The following is a 24,059-nucleotide window of genomic DNA, read 5'->3' on the forward strand; positions in this document are numbered from 1 at the left end:
TCGGCAAGATGTCGCTTAGGCTGATGCTTTGTTCAGGAAACTGCTCCAGTCGCTGGCGGCGTTATCGACAAAGGTGTTCCAGCTGTTGCCGGCGGTATTGACGAAGCTTCCCCAGTTATCCTTACCGGCGGTCACAAAGGTTTCCCAATTTGACTGACCGGTCAGGAAGGAACCAAACGCCATTGTGCTGTCGCAGACGAACGAGGCGAATGCGTTGCCAGAGGTGAGGACAAATGAGGTGAAACCGATGCCCGAGTTGGCGACGAAGCTGGCGAAGCCGCTGGCCGCGCCGAACAGGTTAAAGCCGCCGGAGATGTAGTCCATTTCGTTCAGTGTTAACTCTTTCATTGCAATTCCTTGTATTGAATATTTCCAAAACGGGCATAAGCCCGAGGCGAAAGGTAGCACCGTAGAGCTGAACGGGGCGAGCGACGTCCGGTTGGTATAAGCTCATTTTTTCCTCATTTATTAGCGGGTAGCTACGAAAACGGTGTGGGGGAGGGGAGGGAAGTATGAATTGAGAAAGGAAAAAGACGTGAAACAGAAAAGAAAAAGCCCCGTAAAAACGGGGCTTTATATCATACTGGAGCCGGTGATTATCTCACATAAGCCAGCAGACTATGTGAATCCGGCACCATAAAGTCAACGGACATCATCACGGACAGCGCAGTGATGGCGACGATGGAAAAGACGAAGAGCTTACGCGCCCAGACTTTATCATCTGCCACTTTGTAGCCGCGCAGCGCCATGCCCAGCCACCAGACGCTGACCGCTGCCGCTACGACCAGGTATTTGTACCCGGCATAGCCGCCCAGCGAGAGCATCAGGGTCGCAACGGCAAAGGCGACGATGTACAGCGTAATATGGTTTTTGGCGACCGATATACCTTTCACTACCGGCAGCACCGGAATATTCGCCGCCTGATAATCCTTGAAGCGGAAAATCGCGATGGCGTAGGAGTGAGGCATCTGCCACAGGCTAAAGATAGCCAGCAGGATAGCCGCACCGCTGTCGAAATCACCGGTCACTGCGCAGTAGCCAATCACCGGCGGCGCTGCGCCGGAGAGTGAGCCAATCAGCGTGCCATAGACGGAGTGGCGTTTCATGTACAGGCTGTAGACGCCAACATAAACCACGAACCCCATCACCCCCAGCCAGCAGGCCAGCGGATTTGCGCCGAACCACAGCAGCATAAAGCCAGCAATACCCAGCAAGGTGGCGTACACCAGCGAAGCTTCTGGCGAGATCAGCCCTTTGACCAGCACCCGGTTTTTCGTCCGTTCCATCTTACGATCGATGTCCCGGTCGATGTAGTTGTTGAATACACAACCCGAGGCGACCACCAGGGATACTCCAAGGAGCGTCCAGACGAACAGCGGATAGTCGATGTGGCCTTTGGAGGCCAGCAGGAAACCGCCGATCACGGAGATCAGGTTGCCAAAAATAATGCCTGGTTTCGTAACTTGCAGGTATTGCTTAAACATACTCGCCGCTCTTAGTGCATCATCATGTTGTAGTTCAGGTTCCACATAATCCAGATGGAGCCGACAACCACGATCGCAATGATGATTACGGTGAAGATAAATGCGGTCAGGTTCCAGCCTTCATCGGACTTGCTGTTCATATGCAGGAAGTACACGAGGTGTACCACGATCTGCACCACAGCGGTCACCAGAATGGTGCCAAGGATAACCGCATGCGAGGCGGAGCCACTCATCACCATGGCGAACGGAATGACCGTCAGGATGATGGACAGGATAAATCCTGTCATGTAGCTCTTCACGCTGCCGTGAGAAGCGCCGCTATGATCGGTAGAATGACTCATTACATCGCCCCCATCAGATAGACAACCGAGAACACGCAGATCCACACCACGTCCAGGAAGTGCCAGAACAGGCTCAGGCACAGGATACGGGTGCGGTTAGTGCTGGTCAGGCCACGACGTGAAACCTGGAACATCAGCACCGCCATCCAGATAAGACCGGAGGTCACGTGCAGACCGTGGGTGCCGACCAGCGCGAAGAACGCGGACAGGAAGCCACTACGATCCGGACCAAAGCCTTCCATGATCAGGTGATGGAATTCATAGATTTCCATCCCGATAAATCCGGCGCCAAACAACCAGGTCAACGCCAGCCAGGAAACCACCTGGCTCTTGTTGTTTTTGTACATGGCGATAGCCGCCATGCCGTAGGTGATGGAGCTGAACAGCAGCAGTGCGGTTTCAACCAGAACGAACGGCAGTTCGAAAATATCTTTGCCAGTTGGTCCGCCGGCTGTGCCGTTCACCAGAACGGCATAGGTAGCAAACAGCGTAGCGAAGATAATGCAGTCGCTCATCAGGTAGATCCAGAAACCGAATACCTTCATCGGTCCTGTATCATGGTGCCCGTGTTCATGCGCGTGGGCAGTATGCGCAAGAGTATCAGTTGCCATTTTTCAGCCCTGCTTTGTTAATCTCATCGAAATGCTGTTTTTCCAGTTTTTCGACTTCTGCAACCGGTACGTAGTAATCCACGTCCTCGTCAAAGCTCTTAATAATCCAGGTCGCTACGATGCCGATGAAGCTGGCGATCGCCATCCACCAGATATGCCAGATCATGGCGAAACCAAATACCGTAGCGAAGGCGGCAATGACGATGCCGGCGCCGCTGTTCTTCGGCATATGAATTTCTTCATAGTGAGCAGGCTGTTTGTACGCTTCACCTTTCTCTTTCATTTCCCAGAAGGCGTCACGCTCGTGAACCTGAGGAACGATAGCGAAGTTGTAGAACGGCGGTGGAGAAGAGGTTGCCCACTCCAGCGTACGGCCACCCCATGGGTCACCGGTCAGGTCACGGTTCTGATCGCGGTCGCGAATAGAGACGTAGAACTGAATCAGCTGGCACAGGATACCGCAGGCGATCAGCGCCGCACCGCAAGCTGCAACAACCAGCATCGGGTGGAACTGCGGATCGATCTGCTGGCTCAGACGACGGGTCATCCCCATGAAGCCCAGCACGTACAGCGGCATAAACGCCACGAAGAAGCCGATGATCCAGAACCAGAAAGCGCGTTTGCCCCAGGTTTCGTTCAGGGTGAAGCCAAAGGCTTTCGGCCACCAGTAGGTCAGACCGGCGAAGCAACCGAACACCACACCGCCGATGATAACGTTATGGAAGTGCGCGATCAGGAACAGGCTGTTGTGCAGAACGAAGTCTGCGCCCGGTACCGCCAGCAGCACACCGGTCATCCCACCGACGGAGAAGGTGACGATAAAGCCGATAGTCCACATCATCGCCGAGTTGAAGACGATGCGGCCCTGATACATGGTGAACAGCCAGTTGAAGATCTTAACCCCGGTCGGGATCGCGATAATCATGGTGGTAATACCGAAGAAGGCGTTTACGTTCGCGCCAGCACCCATGGTGAAGAAGTGGTGCAGCCAAACGATGAACGACAGAACGGTAATACAGACGGTTGCCCACACCAGAGAGGTGTAACCGAACAGACGCTTACGCGAGAAGGTCGCGGCGATTTCGGAGAAGACCCCGAACACCGGCAGAACCAGGATGTACACTTCCGGGTGACCCCAGGCCCAAATCAGGTTGATGTACATCATCATGTTGCCACCCATATCGTTGGTAAAGAAATGGGTGCCCAGGTAACGATCCAGGGTCAGCAGCGCGATGGTGACGGTCAGAATTGGGAAAGAGGCGATAATCAGGATGTTAGCGCACAGAGATGCCCAGGAGAATACCGGCATCTTGAACATGGTCATGCCCGGGGCGCGCATCTTGATAATGGTCACGAAGAAGTTAATACCGGTCAGGGTAGTACCGATACCGGAGAGCTGCAGCGCCCAAATCCAGTAGTCGACCCCTACGCCAGGACTGTATTCAATTCCCGACAGCGGCGGATAAGCCAGCCAACCGGTCTGCGCGAACTCACCGACGCCCAGAGACAGGTTAACCAGAATCACGCCCACAACGGTGAACCAGAAGCTCAGGTTGTTGAGGAACGGGAAGGCTACGTCGCGTGCGCCGAGCTGAAGCGGAACCACCAGGTTCATCAGACCGATAACGAACGGCATCGCCACGAAGAAGATCATGATAACGCCGTGGGCGGTAAAGATCTGATCGTAGTGATGAGGCGGCAGGAAGCCTGCTTCCCCGGCCGAGGCCAGCACCTGCTGGCTACGCATCATGATGGCGTCCGCAAAGCCACGCAGCAGCATGACGATTGCCACGATAACGTACATGATACCGAGACGTTTGTGGTCGACAGAAGTCAGCCACTCGTTCCATAGGTAGGACCACTTACCGAAGTAAGTGATGGCTGCCAGAAGCGCCAGTCCCCCAATGATAATCGCAGCCACCGTTACCACGATAATAGGTTCGTGGTAGGGCACTGCATCCAGTGTAAGTTTTCCGAACATCGTTTTCTTCCTCGGCCCCTTAGTGAGCGGTTTCCGCGTGGCTCATGTCCATGCCTTCCATCCCGTCGTGAGCGGCATGCTCGCCTTCAGGTTTGGACATGTTCATGCTCTCGTGAGACATGAATTTGTTCACAACATCTTTGAACAGATCCGGTTTCACGTTAGAGAAGTATTCCACTTTGTTGTATTCGCTAGGCACAGCCACTTTCTCGAACGCGGCCATAGAGTCCATGGCGTTCGGAGACTGTTTCGCTTTTTCAACCCACTGATCGAAAGTTGCACGATCCGGGGTAGCAATCGCTTTGAACTTCATACCAGAGAAGCCCGGGCCACTGTAGCTAGCGGAGATACCGTCATAAGTACCAGCTTCGTCAGCAATGAGGTGCAGCTGAGTCTGCATCCCGGCCATTGCGTAGATCTGGCTGCCTAAGCGCGGAATAAAGAACGAGTTCATCACCGAGTTAGAGGTCACTTTGAAGTGTACCGGTACGTTCGCCGGGAAGGCGATTTCGTTAACGGTAGCAATACCCTGTTCCGGATAGATAAAGAACCATTTCCAGTCCATCGATACGACTTCGATGGTGATTGGTTTCTCGTCATGGACAAGCGGTTTGCTTGGCTCCAGTGCGTGAGTGGTTTTCCAGGTCAGAACGGCCAGGAACAGGATGATCAGAATAGGTACCGTCCAGACCACAGCTTCCACTTTATTGGAGTGTGACCAGTTCGGGCTATACTTCGCATCTTTATTGCTCGCGCGATACTTCCAGGCAAATCCTACTGCCATCAAGACGGCGGGAATAACGACAATCATCATCAGGCCGAAGGCCGTCAGAATCAAAGAGCGTTGCTCCAGTCCAATCTGTCCTTTTGGGTCAAGGAGTGCAGAATCACAACCACTGAGTAATACAGTACCTGCGATTAATGACATCCATCCCAAACTTTTATTGTATTTCCTGAGTCTCATTGAACGACCTCAATTCCACGGGATCTGGTGGCGTTTAAAGTGTATGGGCATTTTACGGTAAGGTTGCATTACTGTAAACATGATTGGATCTCTGTCAGTTCTGTGTTAGCGGCTTCTGCTTGGTTTGTCACATATGTTACGTAGTGTTACGTAATCGCTTGCAAAGCCTGATTTTCGTGGGATCGATAACGAAAGGGATAAGAAAAGGTGTACTTAGCGGCGAATGGGCATAACCACCCAAAAATTAGAACAATTGTTTAACATTTAATTATCAAATAAAAGACATTGTGGAAACGTGAAATAAAAACGGCGTAGCTGAATCGGTTAAATTATTTAAAGAATCGAATGAAAACTGTCAATAATTTCCAGAAAACAAAAACGCACAAAACAACAAATAGCGCGGCGGGCAATATAAAAGCGTTAATAAGCCGTTATAATTACGTTTCGTAATTACAACGGCTAATAATGATGCAGCGTCCTTAAATCAGGTGGGTTTTACGCAGCGCCAGGTAGTCGAGCAGGCCGCCGAACAAAATACCGCTAACGGCGGTCAGCGCGGCAACCTCCAGCAGTCCGGACAGGAAGCTGAACGACGTATAATCCAGCGCGTTGAGGATCAGCAGACCCAGCCATACCGCCAGCAGCAGGCAGCCCAGCGTCAGGATCCCCAGCGCCAGCGCATAGGCCTGCGGATATTCGCTACGCGGTATAAAGCTTGCCGTGCGTTGGGTATGCTCGAGCGTTTGTCGGCACAGCAGCAGCAGCGCGATCCCCGGCACCGCCGCGACCACGGAGAAGAGATAGAAGGTGGACCAGCCGTGGGCCTCGACAAACCAGCCGGCAATCGGCCCGACGTACACGCGGCCAACCGCGGACAGCGCCGAGAGCAGCGCGAACTGGGTGGCGGAGAACGACTTGTTGCACAGCGTCATCAGCAGCGCCACAAATGCCGCCGTCCCCATTCCCCCGCACAGGTTTTCAAAGAATACCGCGGTCGCCATGGAATAGAGGTGCTTATCGGTAATCGACAACAGCCAGTAGCCGGCGTTGGAAACCCCCTGCAGCAGGCCGAAGATCAGCAGCGCCCGGAACAGCGTCAATCGCTGCATCAGGACGCCGCCGTACAGGGCGCCAAGAATGGTGGCGAACAGGCCTAAGGTTTTGTTCACCATTCCCACTTCGCCGGCGTCAAAACCGACGCCGCGGATGAGAAAGGTGGTGGTCAGGCTCATGGCAAAGGCATCGCCAAGCTTATAAAGAACGATGAGCAGCAGAATCAGCCAGGCGTTGTTACGGCCGAAAAAATCGCGCAGCGGTTCAGCTACCGCCTGCTCCAGCGACCGGGGAACCGGGATAACGTCGCTTGGCTCGGGCGCCAGCAGCGTGGCGATGATGCAGGGCACCAGCAGCGCCGCCATCAGCCAGTACATGCCCTGCCAGCCGAGATAGCGGTCGGCGATCCACAGGGCCAGACCACCGGAGACCAGCATCCCGAGGCGATAGCCCAGCACGCTGATCGCGGCGCCAGCGCCGCGCTCTTCCGCTGGCAGAACGTCGGTTTTCCAGGCGTCAAAAACAATATCCTGCGACGCCGAACAGAAGGCGATCACTACCGCCAGCGCCGCCATCCAGCGCAGCTGGGAGGCAGGTTCGAGAAAACCCATCGCCGCGATGGCCAGCAGAAGCAGGACCTGGGTGGTCACCAACCAGCCGCGACGGCGCCCGAGAAACGGCGGCGTGTAGCGGTCCATCAGCGGGGACCAGAGGAATTTAAAGACATAGGCCTGGCCGACAAGCGAGAAAAAACCGATCGTTTTCAGATCGATGTTTTCCACCGTCATCCAGGCCTGCAGGGTACCGGAGGTGAGGGCCAGCGGCAGACCGGAGGCGAAGCCGAGGATCAGCAAAATCGCTGATTTAGGCTGCTGAAAAATGCGTAAGTAGTGACTGGACATAGCATAAAGCACGAACCCGGCGGAGGCCGGGTTCGTGGTGGCATTAACGCGCGTTTTGCTTGATGAAATCGTGGATGCTGGTGTCCTGCGCCATATCGGCGATGGTATCAGTCAGGACGCTGTTGACGGCATCAGCGATGTTTTTGTTCGAGGCCTGGAAGGCACCTTCAACCGAGTAGCTGGCGCGGTAGTTTTTGGTCATCTTCGTGCCGTTTGCCGCGGTGGCGATGATGGCGATATCGGCTTTGGTGGCGATGTTGTAGCGCACGTTGCCCTGGGAGACGTCAGCGTAGAGTTTGTTGACGATGATCTGCAGATCGACTGCGCCGTTCGGGCCAATCATGTAGCCGCGCGCGGTCATTTGTTTCTCCAGCACTTCCTGCAGCAGGAAGCGCAGATCGCGGGAGGCGGTAAGGGTGACCTGTTGGTTGTCGCGCGTCACTTTCGCCAGTGCCTGGTCCGGACGCTGGTCGGCGCCGTTGATGCTGACGGTCACGCCCATCAGGCTAGGATCCTGCTGCGGCAGCGTGATTTTCGGCGATACTTCAATGGTGGTCGGCGGCGTGGCGCATCCTGCCAGCATAAACATGGCGACCAACGGGAAAAGGATCTTCTTAAGCATGTTCAGGTCTCAACGCATGGTGTTGTTATAAGGAAAATTACCGCCATCATAGCATTGCCAACGGCAAGGGGAAGTGGCAACGCGTGTAAATCCATCGCCCTGGCGGTTTTCTGAGCGTCCCGCCACGGTTAATCGCTCTTTCCCCGGCGGATCTGGCGACCAGAGCCAGTAAACGTGATACTTTTGAATGAAAATATCAGAACAATGCTAATTTTTTGTTGTTTTCTCCTAATGGAAGCGGTAAAAGCGGCTAACATTTAAATGGAGTGGCGGCATCTCAGCGTTGTCGGAGGAGAAAATTCATGATGATACGTGAACAGATCGAAGCAAAACTTAGAGCAGCGTTCGACCCGATGTATCTCGAAGTCGTGGATGAAAGTTATCGTCACAACGTCCCTGCGGGCTCTGAAAGTCATTTTAAAGTGGTATTAGTGAGCGATCGCTTCACTGGCGAGCGTTTCCTTAATCGCCACCGTATGATCTACGGCACGCTAACCGAGGAGCTGTCGAATACGGTGCACGCCCTGGCGCTGCACACCTACACGATTAAAGAATGGGAAGCGCTACAGGATACGGTTTTCGCCTCGCCGCCGTGCCGCGGCGCGGGGAGCATCGCCTAGAAATCCCATTTGCAACCGCTGGCGCTTTTCCAGTATGTTGCTTGCAGATTTAGCAAAAACGGCCTACGGGCCGTTTTGTTTTGCCTGGAAAATGCGCAAACTCAGCGCTTTTGCGGACAAAATTGAGCGGGAAATGTGAAAAATGCCGCAGCACCAGGCGACAACCGTTCTCGACTCACAAAAGTGATGCCGCTATAATGCCGCGTCTTATATATGAATGTCTTCGGGATGATTCTGACGACAGGGAATGTGTTTCTGATTTGAAGAGGGCATCCCGGTTCTGCGAAGCCACCTACACGCGCTTCCAGAGTTGACCGAGCACTGTGATTTTTTTGAGGTAACAAGATGCAAGTTTCAGTTGAAACCACTCAGGGCCTTGGGCGCCGTGTAACGATTACTATCGCCGCTGACAGCATCGAGAATGCTGTCAAAAGCGAGCTGGTCAACGTAGCGAAAAAAGTTCGCATTGACGGCTTCCGTAAAGGCAAAGTGCCGATGAATGTTGTTGCTCAGCGCTATGGCGCTTCCGTTCGTCAGGACGTGCTGGGCGACCTGATGAGCCGTCATTTCGTTGACGCGATCATCAAAGAAAAAATCAATCCGGCCGGCGCGCCGAACTACGTTCCGGGCGAATACAAACTGGGTGAAGACTTCACCTACGCGGTAGAGTTCGAAGTGTATCCGGAAGTTGAACTGCAGGGTCTGGAAGCGATCGAAGTAGAAAAACCGGTTGTTGAAGTGACCGACGCTGACGTTGACACCATGCTGGAAACCCTGCGCAAGCAGCAGGCAACCTGGAAAGAAAAAGAAGGCGCGGTTGACGCTGAAGATCGCGTAACCATCGACTTCACCGGTTCCGTAGATGGTGAAGAGTTCGAAGGCGGCAAAGCTTCTGACTTCGTACTGGCGATGGGCCAGGGTCGCATGATCCCGGGCTTCGAAGACGGTATCAAAGGCCACAAAGCGGGTGACGAGTTCACCATCGACGTGACCTTCCCGGAAGAATACCACGCAGAAAACCTGAAAGGTAAAGCGGCTAAGTTCGTTATCAACCTGAAGAAAGTTGAAGAACGTGAACTGCCGGAGCTGACCGAAGAATTCATCAAACGTTTCGGCGTGGAAGATGGTTCCGTCGCTGGCCTGCGCGCTGAAGTGCGTAAAAACATGGAACGCGAGCTGAAAGGCGCTGTGCGTAACCGCGTGAAGTCTCAGGCTATCGAAGGTCTGGTTAAAGCTAACGACATCGACGTTCCGGCAGCTCTGATCGACAGCGAAATCGACGTGCTGCGTCGCCAGGCTGCTCAGCGTTTCGGTGGCAACGAGAAACAGGCTCTGGAACTGCCGCGCGAACTGTTCGAAGAGCAGGCTAAACGCCGCGTAGTGGTTGGCCTGCTGCTGGGCGAAGTGATTCGCACCAACGAGCTGAAAGCTGACGAAGAGCGCGTGAAAGGCCTGATCGAAGAGATGGCTTCTGCTTACGAAGATCCGTCAGAAGTGGTTGAGTTCTACAGCAAGAACAAAGAGCTGATGGACAACATGCGCAACGTGGCGCTGGAAGAGCAGGCTGTTGAAGCCGTGCTGGCGAAAGCCAAAGTGTCTGAAAAAGCCACTTCCTTCAACGAACTGATGAACCAGCAGGCGTAATTTCGCCGCGATTGTTCAAGGTTCGGGCAAAAACCCGTTGCCGAAAGGCGGCGGGTTTTTTTTTAGCTAATGATAGCCTCAGGCACGGTGCTAAAACGCATTTACCATGATAGCGTTACAGCAAAAGCTTGTTATGCTTGAAATATGGCAACGCCATCCCCATTACCGAGGGAGGCAACTGCATCCGCAATCGCACGCGTGTTGAAGAGGCGGTGACGCGTTCAGCGGATAGAAACTGTGGCTGATAATCCGTCCGTAAGGTTACAATCAGTGCAGCAGGTATTTTAAAATTACTCCAGGAGACGGAAATGTCATACAGTGGCGAACGAGACAACTTTGCACCCCATATGGCCCTGGTGCCGATGGTCATTGAACAGACCTCACGCGGTGAACGTTCTTTTGATATCTACTCCCGTCTGCTTAAGGAACGCGTCATTTTTCTGACCGGCCAGGTCGAAGACCACATGGCAAACCTGATCGTGGCGCAGATGCTGTTTCTGGAAGCGGAAAACCCGGAAAAAGACATTTACCTGTACATTAACTCTCCGGGCGGGGTGATCACCGCCGGGATGTCGATTTATGACACCATGCAGTTCATCAAGCCGGACGTCAGCACCATCTGTATGGGCCAGGCCGCGTCCATGGGCGCGTTCCTGCTGACCGCCGGGGCGAAGGGCAAGCGTTTCTGCCTGCCGAACTCCCGCGTGATGATCCACCAGCCGCTGGGCGGCTATCAGGGGCAGGCGACGGATATTGAGATCCACGCCCGTGAAATCCTGAAGGTGAAAGGACGCATGAATGAGCTGATGGCGCATCATACCGGCCAGTCTCTTGAGCAGATTGAGCGTGACACCGAGCGTGACCGCTTCCTGTCTGCTGCGGAAGCCGTGGAGTACGGACTGGTCGACTCTATTTTGACCCATCGTAATTGATGCCCTGGGCGTAAGGGTGCCGCTTTACGCTTCATCCTTCTCGCCACGTTTGCTGAGCGGTTGGCATTTTTCCGGACGCTTGCCGGGCAGGCAGGCGGCCGGTCGCTTCGCTACCGCCGCGATGTAGCGCGAAGGATTTTGTGTATATACTAATGAAGGGCGGCACAACGCTATATGGCGGCTTGCGCCTGAGAATGGCATTTGCGTCGTCGTGTGCGGCACAAAGAACTTAAAAAGAGGTTTGGACTCATGACAGATAAACGCAAAGATGGATCGGGCAAATTGTTGTATTGCTCTTTTTGCGGCAAAAGCCAGCATGAAGTGCGTAAGCTGATCGCCGGGCCATCCGTGTATATCTGCGACGAATGCGTTGATTTATGTAACGACATCATTCGCGAAGAGATTAAAGAAGTTGCGCCGCACCGCGAGCGCAGCGCGCTGCCGACGCCGCACGAGATTCGCCACCACCTTGATGACTACGTCATCGGTCAGGAACAGGCGAAAAAAGTGTTGGCGGTCGCGGTATACAACCACTACAAACGTCTGCGCAATGGCGATACCAGCAATGGCGTAGAGCTGGGTAAAAGTAACATCCTGCTGATCGGGCCGACCGGCTCCGGTAAAACGCTGCTGGCGGAAACGCTGGCGCGCCTGCTGGATGTGCCGTTTACCATGGCGGACGCCACCACCCTGACCGAAGCCGGTTATGTGGGTGAGGACGTAGAAAATATCATTCAGAAACTGCTGCAGAAGTGCGATTACGACGTGCAGAAAGCGCAGCGCGGCATCGTCTATATCGACGAAATCGACAAAATTTCGCGTAAGTCCGATAACCCGTCGATTACTCGCGATGTCTCCGGCGAAGGCGTGCAACAGGCGCTGCTGAAGCTTATCGAAGGCACCGTCGCCGCCGTTCCACCGCAGGGCGGGCGTAAACACCCGCAGCAGGAGTTCCTGCAGGTTGATACCTCCAAGATCCTGTTTATCTGCGGCGGCGCGTTTGCCGGTCTGGACAAAGTGATTTCCCACCGTGTGGAAACCGGCTCCGGCATTGGTTTTGGCGCGACGGTTAAAGCGAAGTCCGACAAAGCGAGCGAAGGCGAGCTGCTGGCCCAGGTCGAGCCGGAAGATCTGATCAAGTTTGGTTTGATTCCGGAATTCATCGGCCGTCTGCCGGTCGTGGCGACCCTGAACGAGCTGAGCGAAGAAGCGCTGATCCAGATCCTGAAAGAGCCGAAAAACGCCCTGACCAAGCAGTATCAGGCGCTGTTTAGCCTTGAAGGCGCAGAGCTTGAATTCCGCGACGAAGCGCTGGATGCCATCGCCAAGAAAGCGATGGCGCGTAAAACCGGCGCCCGTGGCCTGCGTTCCATTGTGGAAGCGGCGCTGCTGGACACCATGTATGATCTGCCTTCGATGGAAGATGTCGAAAAAGTGGTCATTGATGAGTCGGTTATCGCCGGTCAGAGCAAACCGCTGCTGATCTACGGCAAACCGGAAGCGCAGCAGGCATCTGGCGAATAATTAGCCATTTCACTCAAGCAGTTAACAAAAAGGGGGGATTTTATCTCCCCTTTTATTTTTCCTGCATTCCCGCCGTTGAATGTGTGGAATACATCCCCATATACTGGATTACATATTAACGACGATGCAGTGAAGTGTGGCGTCGTCGGCTACCTGGCGGACTTTAAACTAAGAGAGAGCTCTATGAATCCTGAGCGTTCTGAACGCATTGAAATCCCCGTATTGCCGTTGCGCGATGTGGTGGTTTATCCGCACATGGTCATACCCCTGTTCGTAGGGCGGGAAAAATCTATCCGTTGCCTCGAAGCGGCCATGGACCATGATAAAAAAATCATGCTGGTTGCGCAGAAAGAAGCGTCGACGGATGAGCCGGGTGTAAACGATCTTTTCACCGTTGGAACCGTGGCGTCTATTTTGCAGATGCTGAAGCTGCCAGACGGCACCGTGAAGGTGCTGGTCGAAGGGCTACAGCGTGCACGCATTTCTGCGCTGTCTGATAATGGCGAGCATTTCTCGGCGAAAGCGGAGTATCTCGACTCGCCGGCGATTGACGAACGTGAGCAGGAAGTGCTGGTTCGTACCGCTATCAGCCAGTTTGAAGGCTATATCAAGCTGAATAAGAAGATTCCACCGGAAGTGCTGACGTCGCTGAACAGCATCGACGATCCGGCGCGCCTGGCGGATACCATCGCGGCGCATATGCCGCTGAAGCTGGCGGACAAGCAGTCCGTGCTTGAGATGTCCGACGTCAACGAACGTCTGGAATATCTGATGGCGATGATGGAATCGGAAATCGATCTGCTGCAGGTTGAGAAGCGCATTCGCAACCGCGTCAAAAAGCAGATGGAGAAATCCCAGCGCGAGTACTATCTGAATGAGCAAATGAAAGCGATTCAGAAAGAACTCGGCGAGATGGACGACGCCCCGGACGAAAACGAAGCGCTGAAGCGCAAGATCGACGCGGCGAAAATGCCGAAAGAGGCGAAAGAGAAAACCGAAGCGGAACTGCAGAAGCTGAAGATGATGTCGCCGATGTCTGCGGAAGCGACCGTCGTGCGTGGCTACATCGACTGGATGGTGCAGGTGCCGTGGAATGCGCGCAGTAAGGTCAAGAAAGACCTGCGTCAGGCCCAGGAGATCCTCGATACCGATCACTATGGTCTGGAGCGCGTGAAGGACCGCATCCTTGAGTATCTCGCGGTGCAGAGCCGGGTGAACAAAATCAAGGGGCCGATCCTCTGCCTGGTGGGACCGCCGGGGGTAGGTAAAACCTCGCTGGGGCAATCTATCGCCAAAGCGACCGGCCGGAAATACGTCCGCATGGCGCTAGGCGGCGTGCGCGATGAAGCGGAAATTCGCGGTCATCGTCGAACCTATATTGGCTCGATGCCGGGCAAACTGATCCAGAAAATGGCGAAAGTGGGGGTAAAAAACCCGCTGTTCCTGCTGGATGAGATTGACAAAATGTCTTCCGACATGCGCGGCGACCCGGCTTCTGCGTTGCTTGAGGTGCTGGATCCGGAGCAGAACGTGGCCTTTAACGACCACTATCTGGAAGTGGATTACGATCTCAGCGACGTGATGTTCGTGGCGACTTCCAACTCCATGAACATTCCGGCGCCGCTGCTGGACCGTATGGAAGTGATTCGCCTCTCGGGTTACACCGAAGATGAAAAACTGAACATCGCCAAGCGTCACCTGCTGCCGAAGCAGATCGAACGCAACGCGCTGAAAAAAGGCGAACTGACCGTCGACGACAGCGCCATTATCGGCATTATTCGTTACTACACCCGTGAAGCGGGCGTTCGTAGCCTGGAGCGTGAAATCTCCAAGCTGTGCCGTAAGGCCGTTAAGCAGCTGTTGCTGGATAAATCGCTGAAACACATCGAAATTAATGGTGAGAATCTGCATGATTATCTCGGCGTGCAGCGCTTCGACTATGGCCGCGCCGATAGCGAGAACCGCGTCGGTCAGGTGACCGGTCTGGCGTGGACGGAAGTGGGCGGCGACCTGCTGACCATCGAAACCGCCTGCGTACCGGGCAAAGGTAAACTGACCTACACCGGATCGCTGGGCGAGGTGATGCAGGAGTCGATTCAGGCTGCGCTGACCGTGGTACGTTCGCGGGCGGACAAGCTGGGCATTAACGCCGACTTCTACGAGAAGCGTGATATTCACGTCCACGTACCGGAAGGGGCGACGCCGAAGGACGGTCCGAGCGCGGGGATTGCCATGTGTACGGCGCTGGTCTCCTGCCTGACCGGCAACCCGGTACGCGCCGATGTGGCGATGACCGGGGAGATTACGCTGCGTGGACAGGTGCTGCCGATCGGCGGTCTGAAGGAAAAACTGCTGGCGGCGCATCGCGGCGGTATTAAGACTGTTCTGATTCCTGATGAGAACAAACGCGACCTTGAAGAAATTCCGGATAACGTTATCGCTGATTTGGATATCCATCCGGTGAAACGAATCGAGGAAGTTCTGACACTTGCGCTGCAAAACGAACCGTTTGGCATGCAGGTTGTGACCGCGAAATAGTGATTCTGCGCAAATTGCGCTAATAAAAATAGGGCTGGTAAGTCATTTCGGACTTGCCAGCCTTTTTTTGTGTAGCTAACTTAGATCGCTGGCAGGGGGGTCATCGACAACTGCTGTTGTAAGGGCATGACAGTCCTGATATAACTGCTGCGCGGTCGCACTATGAAGGACTCTGGTGCGATATAAATTATAAAGAGAGGAAGAGAACAGTGAATAAATCTCAACTGATTGACAAAATTGCTGCGGGTGCGGACATTTCTAAAGCTGCAGCTGGACGTGCGTTAGATGCTTTAATCGCTTCTGTTACTGAATCTCTGCAGGCTGGGGATGACGTTGCGCTGGTAGGTTTCGGTACCTTTGCTGTTAAAGAACGTGCCGCCCGTACTGGTCGCAACCCACAAACAGGTAAAGAAATTACTATCGCTGCCGCAAAAGTGCCGGGCTTCCGTGCTGGTAAAGCGCTGAAAGACGCGGTGAACTGATCGGCTTTCCCGTCAGGGAATGTGACGAAGTACAAGGGCGCATCGTGAGATGTGCCTTTTTTATTGCCTTTTCAGACCACTTTATGTGTGTTTATCGCCACTTGTGGGCTGACAATCACCCTGTTTTCTTGTCAAAATACGTCCTCACGCGCGGCGGCCATCACGTGCTATGCTGCGCGAGCTAAAGTCATCTACAGCGGAGCGTTGTTACACCATGATGGACAACCTACGCACGGCCGCCAACAGCGTCGTGCTCAAGATTATTTTCGGTATCATTATCGTCTCGTTCATTTTGACCGGGGTGAGTGGTTACCTGATTGGCGGTGGCAAAAACTATGCCGCAAAAGTGAATGGCCAGGAGATTGGCCGTGGGCAGTTTGAAAACGCCGTCGCCAGCGAACGTAACCGTATGCAGCAGCAGCTTGGCGACCAGTTCTCCGAGCTGGCGGCGAACGAAAACTACATGAAAACCATGCGCCAGCAGGTGCTGAACCGCCTGATTGACGAGTCGCTTCTGGATCAGTATGCCCGCGAGCTGGGCCTCAGCATCAGCGATGAGCAGGTGAAGCAGGCGATCTTCCAGACCCAGGCGTTCCAGACGAACGGTAAGTTCGACAACCAGCGCTTCAGCGGTATTGTCGCCCAGATGGGGATGACCACCGATCAGTACGCCCAGGCGCTGCGTAACCAGCTGACCACGCAGCAGCTGATTAACGCCATTGCAGGTACCGACTTCATGCTGCCCGGCGAGTCCGATCAGCTGGCGGCGCTGGTGTCTCAGCAGCGTGTCGTTCGCGAAGCGACCATCAACGTCAACGCCCTGGCGGAAAAACAGACCGCCAGCGATGAGGAAATCAACGCTTTCTGGCAGCAGAATCAGGCCCGTTTTATGGCGCCGGAGCAGTTCCGCGTGAGCTACATCAAGATGGATGCCGCCAGCATGCAGGAAAACGCCTCTGACGAAGAAATTCAATCATGGTATGACCAGCACAAAGATCAGTTCACTCAGCCGCAGCGTAATCGCTACAGCGTGATTCAGACTAAAACTGAAGCTGATGCGAAAGCGGTACTGGCCGAGCTGCAAAAAGGCGCCGATTTCGCCACGCTGGCAAAAGAAAAATCGACCGATATTATCTCTGCCCGCAACGGCGGCGATATGGGGTGGATGGAAGATGCCTCTACCGTGCCTGAGCTGAAAGACGCCGGCCTGAAAGAGAAAGGCCAGCTCTCCGGGGTGATCAAATCCTCGGTTGGCTTCCTGGTGGCCCGTCTGGACGACGTCCAGCCGGCGCAGGTCAAGCCGCTGGCTGACGTGCGCAATGACATTGCGGCGAAAGTGAAGCAGGAGAAAGCGCTGGATGCTTACTATGCGCTGCAGCAGAAGGTGAGCGATGCGGCCAGCAACGATAATGAATCGCTGGCGGGCGCGGCGCAGGTCGCCGGACTGCAGGTGGTGGAAACCGGCTGGTTTGGCCGCGATAACCTGCCGGAAGAGCTGAACTTTAAACCGGTCGCTGACGCTATCTTCAACGGCGGTCTGGTCGGTGTGAACGGGGCGCCGGGCAGCAACTCCGACATCATTACCGTTGACGGCGATCGCGCCTTTGTTCTGCGTATCAGCGAGCACAAAGCCGAGGCGGTGAAACCGCTGGCCGAAGTGAAGGCGCAGGTCAGCGATATCGTTAAGCACAATAAAGCGGAACAGCAGGCGAAGCGGGATGCCGATAAGCTGCTGGCGGCGCTGAAAGACGGCAAAGGCGATGAGGCGATGAAGGCGGCTGGCCTGAGCTTTGGCGCACCGCAGACGCTTTCCCGTACCGGCCAGGATCCGCTGAGCCAGCTGGCATTTACTCTGCCGCTGCCGCAGCAGGGCAAACCGGTCTATGGCGTTGGCAGCAACATGCAAGGCGATGTGGTGCTGGTGGCGCTCGATGAAGTGAAAGCAGGCAGCATGCCGGAAGAGCAGAAGAAGGCTATGGTTCAGGGGATTACCCAGAACAATGCCCAAATCGCTTTCGAAGCGCTGATGAGCAACCTGCGCAAGGCGGCGAAAATTAAGCTGGGCGACAGCATCGACCAGCAGCAGTAATTTCGCGTCGTTTCGCAAAAATACGCAACACCATGTAATCCTCAAGGGCCGCTTTCGCGGCCCTTTCCATTTCTGTGATTTGCCTTTTGTCGGCCATCCGTACTGACGCTATCGTAGCCTTGCTGTCTATACACAAGGAGATATCAGCATGAAATATGGAATAAAAGCACTGATGGCCGCGGGCGTTCTGGTTTTCGCGGTAGGCGCACAGGGCGCGCTGGCTGCCCCCGCCAGCGGCAAAGCGGCGGTAACCAAAGAGCATGTCCAGGCGTCCTCTTCGGCGAAGGCGAAAGCGGAGCCCGGCGAGGCCGACAACGGGGCGACCAAAGTCAGCATTAACCACGCCAGCGCCGAACAGCTGGCGCAGGCTCTGAATGGCGTGGGGTTGAAAAAAGCCCAGGCGATTGTCAGCTACCGTGAGGAGTACGGACCGTTCAAAACCCTTGATGATCTGAAGCAGGTCCCGGGGATGGGCAGCGCGCTGGTGGAGCGGAATTTATCCCATCTGACGCTGTAAATTTTTTGCCAGCGCTTGCACAGCGGTGATTTTTTGCCAGGATAAAGAGGTTGCATCAAGTGGTGTGACCTCTTACCTCATAAACAACAATAACAGAAAGGCATTGATGCTATGCAGACACAAATTAAAGTTCGCGGCTATCATCTGGACGTCTACCAGCATGTGAATAACGCACGCTACCTGGAGTTCCTTGAGGAGGCCCGCTGGGATGGTCTGGAAAAGAGTCCGGCATTTCAGTGGATGACCGAGAAAAACATCGCCTTCGTGGTGGTGAATATTAATATTAACTACCGCCGTCCGGCGGTCCTGGGCGATGTGCTGACGGTGAGCAGCAAACTGGAGCAACTCAACGGCAAAAGCGGCACGCTCAGCCAGGTGGTCACTCTCAACCCCAACGGCGAGGTGGTGGCCGATGCGCTGATTACCTTCGTCTGTATCGATTTGAAAACCCAGAAGGCGCTGCCGCTGGAAGGGGAACTGCGTGAGAAACTCGACCAGATGAACTTGCGCTGACAACCGTCGCGTGCGTGCGTGCCGGGCGGTGGCGCACCTCGACCCACGGAAGGTGATGAACCCCTTGCCCCGGTAAGCGTAGCGCTACCGGGGAAGTTGAACTGAAGCTTTTGGAAGATACCTCTGCGGAGGCTATGCCTGTGTCAGCCCGGTTTTTTGCTTCATCACCGCCATTACCCCGACTTTATCGGCCAGATACTGGTTAAGCCCGTTAGCGCGCAGGTTGCAGGCGGCGCACTGGCCGCAGCCATCGCCCTTAATGCCGTTGTAGCAGGTAAGGGTTTCCCGGCGCACCAGATCTAACTGACCCCAGTAGTCGGCCAGCGCCCAGGTCTCGGCTTTGTTCAGCCACATCAGCGGTGTTTCAAAGCGTATGTCTTTCGCCATTCCAAGGCTGACGGCGTGGTGCAGCGCTTTGACAAACTCATCGCGGCAGTCCGGGTAGCCGGAGAAGTCGGTCTCGCACACGCCGGTGATGATAGCTTCGGCTTTTACCTGATAGGCGTAGATGGCCGTCAGGGTTAAAAACAGAATATTGCGCCCCGGGACAAAAGTGTTGGGAATGCCCTCGGCATCAGGCTGATAGTCCGGTACCGGAATGTTATCGCGGGTCAGGCTGCTGACCGCCAGTTCATTGAGCAGGGTAACGTCCAGCACTTTATGCGCGACGGCGCCAAGTTTCAGGGCGAGTTCGCGCGCAACGTCGATTTCCGCGCGGTGGCGTTGGCCATAATCAAAAGTGACGCAATGCACTTCATCATACTGTTGCAGAGCCTGCACCAGACAGGTGGTTGAATCTTGTCCTCCGCTGAAGACAACTACGGCGCGTTTCATGGCAATTCCTGACTAAATGAGTAAAGGCGATATGGTAGCGCCAGACGCCCGCCACCACCAGCTCTGTCACGTCGACGCCGGCAGCCAGGCGCTGGCGAAGTCGAACCAGCCGCGGGCGTTGAGGCGCAAGCCATTGACTCCCGGTGGGGCGCTGATCCGATAGTTGTATTTAAACAGCGGCGTCATGATGGCGTCTTCCATCAGGCTGTTAAATACGTTGCGCAGCGCATCGTTGCGGCTGCGGGCTTCCGGTTGCGCCTGTACCGCGTCTAATGTCGCCTGCAGATGGGCATATTGCGCCCCGGTCAGCAAATTGGGCCACAGCATATCGCAGCGCAGCCACTGCTCCAGGGCATACTCCGGCGCTTCGCCGATCAGGCGGTCGCCCATCATCAGGTCGGCCTGCCCCAGATGTTGGCAGCCTTCCCAGTTTTTGGCGTCATGGAACAGCAGCGTCAGCTCGCAGCCGAGCACAGCCAGCCGCTGTCTCAGCTGTTCGGCCATGGCGTGGAGTTCGACCGGCAGATGGTAGAGCAGCGTGAGCCTGGCCGGCAGCGGCACCGCGCTGTTTTCCGGCCCCTGCGGGATGGACCATCCCGGCAACACCTCATGGCTTGGCGTAATCAGATCCTCGTCGAGCGGCAGCGTGTCCAGCAACGACGAGCGGTGAATTATCGATACCAGCCGCTGGGCCTGCGCTTTGCTAAGCCGAGGGCTGTGACGCAGGGTCAGATAGCAGAAGCCAAGACTGATGCTGTTGCTGACCTGGCGCAGGTTATGCAGCTCTTCGCGATCGCCAATAGTGATCTGCACCGGGTGGCGGCAGCTGGTCCCGAGATCGCGATCGAAGAGCTGGGGGGTGATCCAGTACTCCACCGCCTGGATCAGCGGATGCCGCAGGTGGTAGCGGGGATGGTTCTCCAGACGGACGAGTTCCGGACTAAACCGCTTCAGGCGGAACGGTCCGCAGCCGATGGCCGGATCGTCAGGATGGGCCAGCACGCTGCAATAGCTGGCGAGGCGGAACGGCAGCCAGTAGTCAGGACGATGCAGCGTGATGGTCAGGCACTGGGCGTGAGTGACATCGATGCGGCTGATGCTGGCGAACAGAGTCCGCAAGGCGGGCAGATCCAGCAGCAGCAGTAAGCGCTGCCGCAGCTGTGCGGTTTCCACCGCATCGCCGTTGTGCCAGCACAGTGTGGAGCGGATATAAAACTGCCAGCGCAGGCCGTCAGGGGAGATCTGCCAGTGGTGCGCCAGATCGCCGATCGGCATATTGTCACCTTCGTCGAAGCGCGTCAGCCCGGCATAGATCTGCCCGGCCAGATGCTGCTCGGCGCGTCCGGGCAGAAAGCCGGGACGCAGCGGCTCCAGCGGGCGATAGTAGGGAATACGCAGCGTCGGGGTATTGTTTTGCCATTGACCGCCCAGAAAGGGGTGGAGCAGGGCTTTCAGCTCCACCGGGGCCAGCTGCGCCAGCTCCAGCGCGTTTTGCTGCTGACCTTTATGCAGCGCCTGCTCCATCATCTCATTGCGCAGACGTTCCGGCGTTTTGTAAAAAGAGAGCAAGCCGCGCTTGCCGCGCCCGGAGCTGGCCTGCCAGCTTAACCATCCAGCTTCCTGCGCCTGACGCAGTAGGGTACGGACGTGGCGTTCGCTGCAAAAACAGCGTTCCGCCAGCTCGCCGACGGTGACCTGCTGCGGCGCCCCGGCAGAGGGCTGCCACAGCCGCTGGTACTGGTTTAAACGGTGTAAGAGTCGCATAAGCGCTGTCGCCCACCGGGCCGCAATAAACCCGGAACAATTTATATTATCTATTCACTATTACTTCCGTATATCCCAGGTGATACTGCAACACAAGCGAAGCCCATCACACATCGGGGAAAACACCATGGCAAAACTGGCAGCATTTGATATGGACGGCACCTTGCTGATGCCGGACCATCGTCTCGGAGAAAAGACGCTCACCGCGCTGAAACGGCTGCGGGAACGCGATATCACCCTGACGTTCGCCACCGGCCGCCATGCGCTGGAGATGCACCATGTAATGGGTGAATTTTCCCTGGACGCATTTCTGATCACGGGCAACGGGACGCGCATCCACTCTTTGGAAGGGGAGGAGCTGTACCGTCAGGATCTCAATCCCGAGGTAGCGGAAGACGTGCTGCATAGTCGATGGGATACCCGGGCCAGCATGCACGTGTTTAATGACGGCGGTTGGTTCACCGGCCAGGCAAGACCTGAGCTGCTGAAGGCGCATGTCTTCAGCGGGTTTCGCTATCAACTGTGCGATCCGAAACGTATGTCGGCGCATCATGTCACCAAGATCTGCTTCTGCGGCGATCATGACGATCTGCGCCGCCTGCGGATCCAACTGAATGAGGCGCTGGGCCAGCGCGCGTTTCTCTGCTTCTCGGCGATGGACTGTCTGGAAGTGCTGCCGGTTGGCTGCAATAAAGGCGCGGCGCTGGCGAGGCTGAGCCAGCACCTGGGACTCTCCCTACAGGAGTGCATGGCCTTCGGCGATGCGATGAACGATCGCGAGATGCTTCGCAGCGTCGGGCGGGGGTTCATCATGGGCAACGCGATGCCGCAGCTGAAAGCCGAGCTGCCGCATCTCCCGGTTATTGGCGACTGCCGGCATCAGGCGGTCTCCCATTTTTTAACGCATTGGCTGGATAATCCTGATCTTCCTTATTCCCCCGAATAGAGAGACCCTTCCAGCAAGCCAGATAGCATTCTATCTGGCTTTTTTTATGTTCTGCCGACCAGCCGGGCGATCTCCGCCTGCCAGGGTGCGATATCGCCGATGTTGGCCGCCACCCACTGCGGGTTGTAATAGCTTTCCAGATAACGCTCGCCGCTGTCGCACAGCAGGGTGACGAGGGAACCCGTGCGTCCTTCCTCGCGCATCCGCGCGGCCAGCTGCAGCACGCCCCACATGTTGGTCCCGGTCGAGGCGCCGACTTTTCGGCCAAGCTGCGTTTCCAGCCACAGAGCAGTGGCCACGCTCGCCGCATCCGGCACGCACAGCATCTCATCGACAACATCGGGAATAAACGATGGCTCGACGCGCGGGCGGCCGATGCCTTCAATTTTGCTGCCGATCGGGCTGCGCAGGCTGGCGTCGCGGGTCTGCCAGTAATCGAGGAATACTGAATTTTGCGGGTCGACAACCATCAGCTGCGTCTCGTAACCCTGGCTGCGAATATAGCGGCCAATGGTCGCCGAGGTCCCCCCGGTGCCGGCGCTCATCACGATCCACGACGGCTGCGGGTGCGGCTCATGGCTCATCTGGCGGAAAATACTGTCGGCGATATTGTTATTGCCGCGCCAGTCGGTGGCCCGCTCGGCGAAGGTAAACTGATCCATATAGTGGCCGTTCAGTTCACGCGCCAGCGTTTCGGAAGCCGCGTAGATTTCGCAGGCGCTCTGCACAAAATGGCAGCGTCCGCCGTAGAACTCGATCTGTTCGATTTTGCGTCTGGCGGTGCAGGAGGGCATCACGGCGATAAACGGCAGCCCCAGCAGGCGGGCGAAATAGGCCTCAGAAACTGCAGTCGAACCCGAAGACGATTCGATAATCGTGGTGCCTTCTTTGATCCAGCCGTTGCACAGGCCATAGAGAAACAGCGACCGCGCCAGACGATGTTTGAGGCTACCGGTCGGATGCGTACTTTCATCCTTCAGATAAATCGGGATCCCCGGAAAACCAGGCAGCGCCAGGCGAATCAGGTGTGTATCGGCGGAACGCTGATAGTCGGCGTTAATTTCACTAATGGCGTGTTTTACCCAGGCGCTATTCATCTCGGATTCCTGTTTGTCATTTTGTGCCCAGCTTAGCGGATTGTGCGGGAAAAATTGTTGCTATTTGGCCTTTCAATTACAATTGCGGGAGTAAATTATTCTCTCTGGTGGCCTTATGTTAGATAAAATTGACCGTAAGCTGCTGGCGCTGCTGCAGGAAGATTGCACCCTCTCTTTGCAGGCGCTGGCCGATGCCGTTAATCTGACCACGACCCCTTGCTGGAAACGCCTGAAACGACTCGAGGATGAGGGTATTCTCCGCGGGCGCGTCGCCTTACTGGATGCGGAAAAGGTGGGGCTGGGGCTGACGGCGTTTGTCCTGATCAAGACCCAGCATCACAGCAGCGACTGGTATTGCCATTTTGTGAGCGAAGTGACGCAGATGGCTGAAGTGCTCGGCTTCTGGCGGATGGCGGGGGAGTATGACTATCTGCTGCGGGTGCAGGTGGCCGATATGAAGCGCTATGACGACTTTTATAAACGGTTGGTGAACAGCGTGCCGGGGCTGTCGGATGTCACTTCGAGTTTTGCCATGGAACAGATAAAATACACCACCGCCTTGCCTGTCGAATAACGGTATTGCGCCGTAACCCATAACAAA

22 protein-coding genes are annotated in these 24,059 nt (G+C 55.6%); 11 read left to right on the forward strand and 11 right to left on the reverse strand.

The genetic code is table 11. The features are described from left to right. Positions 1-15: 15 nt before the first annotated feature. From GQR96_RS05450 to GQR96_RS05485, 8 genes are all read right to left on the reverse strand, one after another. Positions 16-348 carry a hypothetical protein gene (locus GQR96_RS05450; RefSeq protein ID WP_017898918.1) on the reverse strand — a complete coding sequence of 111 codons (333 nt, stop codon included), beginning with the start codon at positions 346-348 and terminating at the stop codon, positions 16-18. Positions 349-596: 248 nt separating this feature from the next. After that, positions 597-1,484 carry a heme o synthase gene (cyoE, locus tag GQR96_RS05455; RefSeq protein WP_002891629.1) on the reverse strand — a complete coding sequence of 296 codons (888 nt, stop codon included), beginning with the start codon at positions 1,482-1,484 and terminating at the stop codon, positions 597-599. Between the two features lie 11 nt (positions 1,485-1,495). Continuing rightward, positions 1,496-1,825 carry a cytochrome o ubiquinol oxidase subunit IV gene (locus GQR96_RS05460; protein ID WP_002891634.1) on the reverse strand — a complete coding sequence of 110 codons (330 nt, stop codon included), beginning with the start codon at positions 1,823-1,825 and terminating at the stop codon, positions 1,496-1,498. Beyond that, on the reverse strand, positions 1,825-2,436 hold the full coding sequence (locus GQR96_RS05465) for a cytochrome o ubiquinol oxidase subunit III (RefSeq protein WP_002891635.1): 612 nt from the start codon (positions 2,434-2,436) through the stop codon (positions 1,825-1,827). Before GQR96_RS05465 ends, GQR96_RS05460 begins: the two co-directional genes overlap by 1 nt. Then, positions 2,426-4,417 carry a cytochrome o ubiquinol oxidase subunit I gene (cyoB, locus tag GQR96_RS05470; RefSeq protein WP_004204804.1) on the reverse strand — a complete coding sequence of 664 codons (1,992 nt, stop codon included), beginning with the start codon at positions 4,415-4,417 and terminating at the stop codon, positions 2,426-2,428. The genes GQR96_RS05465 and cyoB overlap by 11 nt, the downstream gene beginning before the upstream one ends. Before the next feature lie 19 nt (positions 4,418-4,436). Continuing rightward, the gene (gene cyoA / locus GQR96_RS05475; protein WP_004204802.1) at positions 4,437-5,381 is read right to left on the reverse strand and encodes a cytochrome o ubiquinol oxidase subunit II; all 945 of its coding nucleotides are present in this window, start codon (positions 5,379-5,381) and stop codon (positions 4,437-4,439) included. A gap of 479 nt (positions 5,382-5,860) precedes the next feature. Continuing rightward, positions 5,861-7,336: a muropeptide MFS transporter AmpG gene (gene ampG, locus GQR96_RS05480; protein ID WP_004204801.1), complete on the reverse strand. Its 1,476-nt coding sequence runs from the start codon at positions 7,334-7,336 to the stop codon at positions 5,861-5,863. 43 nt (positions 7,337-7,379) lie between these two features. Then, positions 7,380-7,958, reverse strand: a complete 579-nt coding sequence (locus tag GQR96_RS05485) for a lipoprotein (RefSeq protein ID WP_004204800.1) — start codon at positions 7,956-7,958, stop codon at positions 7,380-7,382. A 302-nt stretch (positions 7,959-8,260) separates the two neighbouring features. Here GQR96_RS05485 and bolA point away from each other — a divergent pair, with 302 nt between their 5' ends. From bolA to GQR96_RS05530, 9 genes are all read left to right on the forward strand, one after another. Then, on the forward strand, positions 8,261-8,578 hold the full coding sequence (gene bolA, locus GQR96_RS05490; protein ID WP_002891649.1) for a transcriptional regulator BolA: 318 nt from the start codon (positions 8,261-8,263) through the stop codon (positions 8,576-8,578). A gap of 345 nt (positions 8,579-8,923) precedes the next feature. Further along, on the forward strand, positions 8,924-10,222 hold the full coding sequence (gene tig, locus GQR96_RS05495) for a trigger factor (protein ID WP_004204798.1): 1,299 nt from the start codon (positions 8,924-8,926) through the stop codon (positions 10,220-10,222). A gap of 308 nt (positions 10,223-10,530) precedes the next feature. Continuing rightward, the gene (gene clpP / locus GQR96_RS05500; RefSeq protein WP_002891804.1) at positions 10,531-11,154 is read left to right on the forward strand and encodes an ATP-dependent Clp endopeptidase proteolytic subunit ClpP; all 624 of its coding nucleotides are present in this window, start codon (positions 10,531-10,533) and stop codon (positions 11,152-11,154) included. 249 nt (positions 11,155-11,403) lie between these two features. Continuing rightward, on the forward strand, positions 11,404-12,678 hold the full coding sequence (clpX, locus tag GQR96_RS05505) for an ATP-dependent protease ATP-binding subunit ClpX (RefSeq protein WP_002891807.1): 1,275 nt from the start codon (positions 11,404-11,406) through the stop codon (positions 12,676-12,678). Between the two features lie 183 nt (positions 12,679-12,861). After that, positions 12,862-15,216, forward strand: coding sequence for an endopeptidase La (lon, locus tag GQR96_RS05510; protein WP_004151336.1), 2,355 nt, complete (start codon positions 12,862-12,864; stop codon positions 15,214-15,216). 209 nt (positions 15,217-15,425) lie between these two features. Beyond that, positions 15,426-15,698 (forward strand): nucleoid-associated protein HU-beta, encoded by a 273-nt coding sequence (gene hupB / locus GQR96_RS05515; protein WP_002444653.1) that lies wholly within the window; start codon positions 15,426-15,428, stop codon positions 15,696-15,698. A gap of 214 nt (positions 15,699-15,912) precedes the next feature. Next, positions 15,913-17,787: a peptidylprolyl isomerase gene (gene ppiD, locus GQR96_RS05520; protein ID WP_043521447.1), complete on the forward strand. Its 1,875-nt coding sequence runs from the start codon at positions 15,913-15,915 to the stop codon at positions 17,785-17,787. Between the two features lie 148 nt (positions 17,788-17,935). Beyond that, positions 17,936-18,304 (forward strand): helix-hairpin-helix domain-containing protein, encoded by a 369-nt coding sequence (locus GQR96_RS05525; RefSeq protein WP_048294255.1) that lies wholly within the window; start codon positions 17,936-17,938, stop codon positions 18,302-18,304. Between the two features lie 111 nt (positions 18,305-18,415). Next, positions 18,416-18,817 (forward strand): YbgC/FadM family acyl-CoA thioesterase, encoded by a 402-nt coding sequence (locus tag GQR96_RS05530; RefSeq protein WP_017898911.1) that lies wholly within the window; start codon positions 18,416-18,418, stop codon positions 18,815-18,817. 132 nt (positions 18,818-18,949) lie between these two features. Here the strand turns inward: GQR96_RS05530 and queC are convergent, their stop codons facing one another. Both queC and GQR96_RS05540 read right to left on the reverse strand, forming a co-directional pair. Further along, positions 18,950-19,651: a 7-cyano-7-deazaguanine synthase QueC gene (queC, locus tag GQR96_RS05535; RefSeq protein ID WP_032421067.1), complete on the reverse strand. Its 702-nt coding sequence runs from the start codon at positions 19,649-19,651 to the stop codon at positions 18,950-18,952. 66 nt (positions 19,652-19,717) lie between these two features. Then, positions 19,718-21,415, reverse strand: a complete 1,698-nt coding sequence (locus GQR96_RS05540; protein ID WP_069734248.1) for an SgrR family transcriptional regulator — start codon at positions 21,413-21,415, stop codon at positions 19,718-19,720. A gap of 127 nt (positions 21,416-21,542) precedes the next feature. Between GQR96_RS05540 and cof the strand changes: the two genes are divergently transcribed. After that, on the forward strand, positions 21,543-22,361 hold the full coding sequence (gene cof / locus GQR96_RS05545; protein ID WP_017898908.1) for an HMP-PP phosphatase: 819 nt from the start codon (positions 21,543-21,545) through the stop codon (positions 22,359-22,361). 44 nt (positions 22,362-22,405) lie between these two features. Here cof and GQR96_RS05550 read toward each other — a convergent pair whose 3' ends face one another. Next, complete coding sequence (locus tag GQR96_RS05550) at positions 22,406-23,458, reverse strand: PLP-dependent cysteine synthase family protein (protein WP_069734249.1); 1,053 nt, start codon at positions 23,456-23,458, stop codon at positions 22,406-22,408. Between the two features lie 115 nt (positions 23,459-23,573). Between GQR96_RS05550 and GQR96_RS05555 the strand changes: the two genes are divergently transcribed. Continuing rightward, positions 23,574-24,032: an Lrp/AsnC family transcriptional regulator gene (locus GQR96_RS05555; protein WP_004204786.1), complete on the forward strand. Its 459-nt coding sequence runs from the start codon at positions 23,574-23,576 to the stop codon at positions 24,030-24,032. Positions 24,033-24,059: the final 27 nt, after the last annotated feature.

It is taken from the genome of Klebsiella sp. PCX, assembly GCF_021869705.1.
In the GTDB taxonomy this organism is placed as follows: Bacteria; Pseudomonadota; Gammaproteobacteria; order Enterobacterales; family Enterobacteriaceae; genus Klebsiella; species Klebsiella quasipneumoniae.

What these genes read in the sequence shown, in the direction of transcription:
- ppiD (WP_043521447.1), top strand. Translation starts at nt 15,913, where the DNA reads ATGATGGACAACCTACGCACGGCCGCCAACAGCGTCGTGCTCAAGATT.
- queC (WP_032421067.1), bottom strand. Translation starts at nt 19,651, where the DNA reads ATGAAACGCGCCGTAGTTGTCTTCAGCGGAGGACAAGATTCAACCACC.
- GQR96_RS05530 (WP_017898911.1), top strand. Translation starts at nt 18,416, where the DNA reads ATGCAGACACAAATTAAAGTTCGCGGCTATCATCTGGACGTCTACCAG.
- cyoB (WP_004204804.1), bottom strand. Translation starts at nt 4,417, where the DNA reads ATGTTCGGAAAACTTACACTGGATGCAGTGCCCTACCACGAACCTATT.
- GQR96_RS05485 (WP_004204800.1), bottom strand. Translation starts at nt 7,958, where the DNA reads ATGCTTAAGAAGATCCTTTTCCCGTTGGTCGCCATGTTTATGCTGGCA.
- GQR96_RS05525 (WP_048294255.1), top strand. Translation starts at nt 17,936, where the DNA reads ATGAAATATGGAATAAAAGCACTGATGGCCGCGGGCGTTCTGGTTTTC.
- GQR96_RS05465 (WP_002891635.1), bottom strand. Translation starts at nt 2,436, where the DNA reads ATGGCAACTGATACTCTTGCGCATACTGCCCACGCGCATGAACACGGG.
- GQR96_RS05450 (WP_017898918.1), bottom strand. Translation starts at nt 348, where the DNA reads ATGAAAGAGTTAACACTGAACGAAATGGACTACATCTCCGGCGGCTTT.
- lon (WP_004151336.1), top strand. Translation starts at nt 12,862, where the DNA reads ATGAATCCTGAGCGTTCTGAACGCATTGAAATCCCCGTATTGCCGTTG.
- GQR96_RS05460 (WP_002891634.1), bottom strand. Translation starts at nt 1,825, where the DNA reads ATGAGTCATTCTACCGATCATAGCGGCGCTTCTCACGGCAGCGTGAAG.
- GQR96_RS05540 (WP_069734248.1), bottom strand. Translation starts at nt 21,415, where the DNA reads ATGCGACTCTTACACCGTTTAAACCAGTACCAGCGGCTGTGGCAGCCC.
- bolA (WP_002891649.1), top strand. Translation starts at nt 8,261, where the DNA reads ATGATGATACGTGAACAGATCGAAGCAAAACTTAGAGCAGCGTTCGAC.
- cyoA (WP_004204802.1), bottom strand. Translation starts at nt 5,381, where the DNA reads ATGAGACTCAGGAAATACAATAAAAGTTTGGGATGGATGTCATTAATC.
- ampG (WP_004204801.1), bottom strand. Translation starts at nt 7,336, where the DNA reads ATGTCCAGTCACTACTTACGCATTTTTCAGCAGCCTAAATCAGCGATT.
- GQR96_RS05555 (WP_004204786.1), top strand. Translation starts at nt 23,574, where the DNA reads ATGTTAGATAAAATTGACCGTAAGCTGCTGGCGCTGCTGCAGGAAGAT.
- cyoE (WP_002891629.1), bottom strand. Translation starts at nt 1,484, where the DNA reads ATGTTTAAGCAATACCTGCAAGTTACGAAACCAGGCATTATTTTTGGC.
- cof (WP_017898908.1), top strand. Translation starts at nt 21,543, where the DNA reads ATGGCAAAACTGGCAGCATTTGATATGGACGGCACCTTGCTGATGCCG.
- tig (WP_004204798.1), top strand. Translation starts at nt 8,924, where the DNA reads ATGCAAGTTTCAGTTGAAACCACTCAGGGCCTTGGGCGCCGTGTAACG.
- clpX (WP_002891807.1), top strand. Translation starts at nt 11,404, where the DNA reads ATGACAGATAAACGCAAAGATGGATCGGGCAAATTGTTGTATTGCTCT.
- GQR96_RS05550 (WP_069734249.1), bottom strand. Translation starts at nt 23,458, where the DNA reads ATGAATAGCGCCTGGGTAAAACACGCCATTAGTGAAATTAACGCCGAC.
- clpP (WP_002891804.1), top strand. Translation starts at nt 10,531, where the DNA reads ATGTCATACAGTGGCGAACGAGACAACTTTGCACCCCATATGGCCCTG.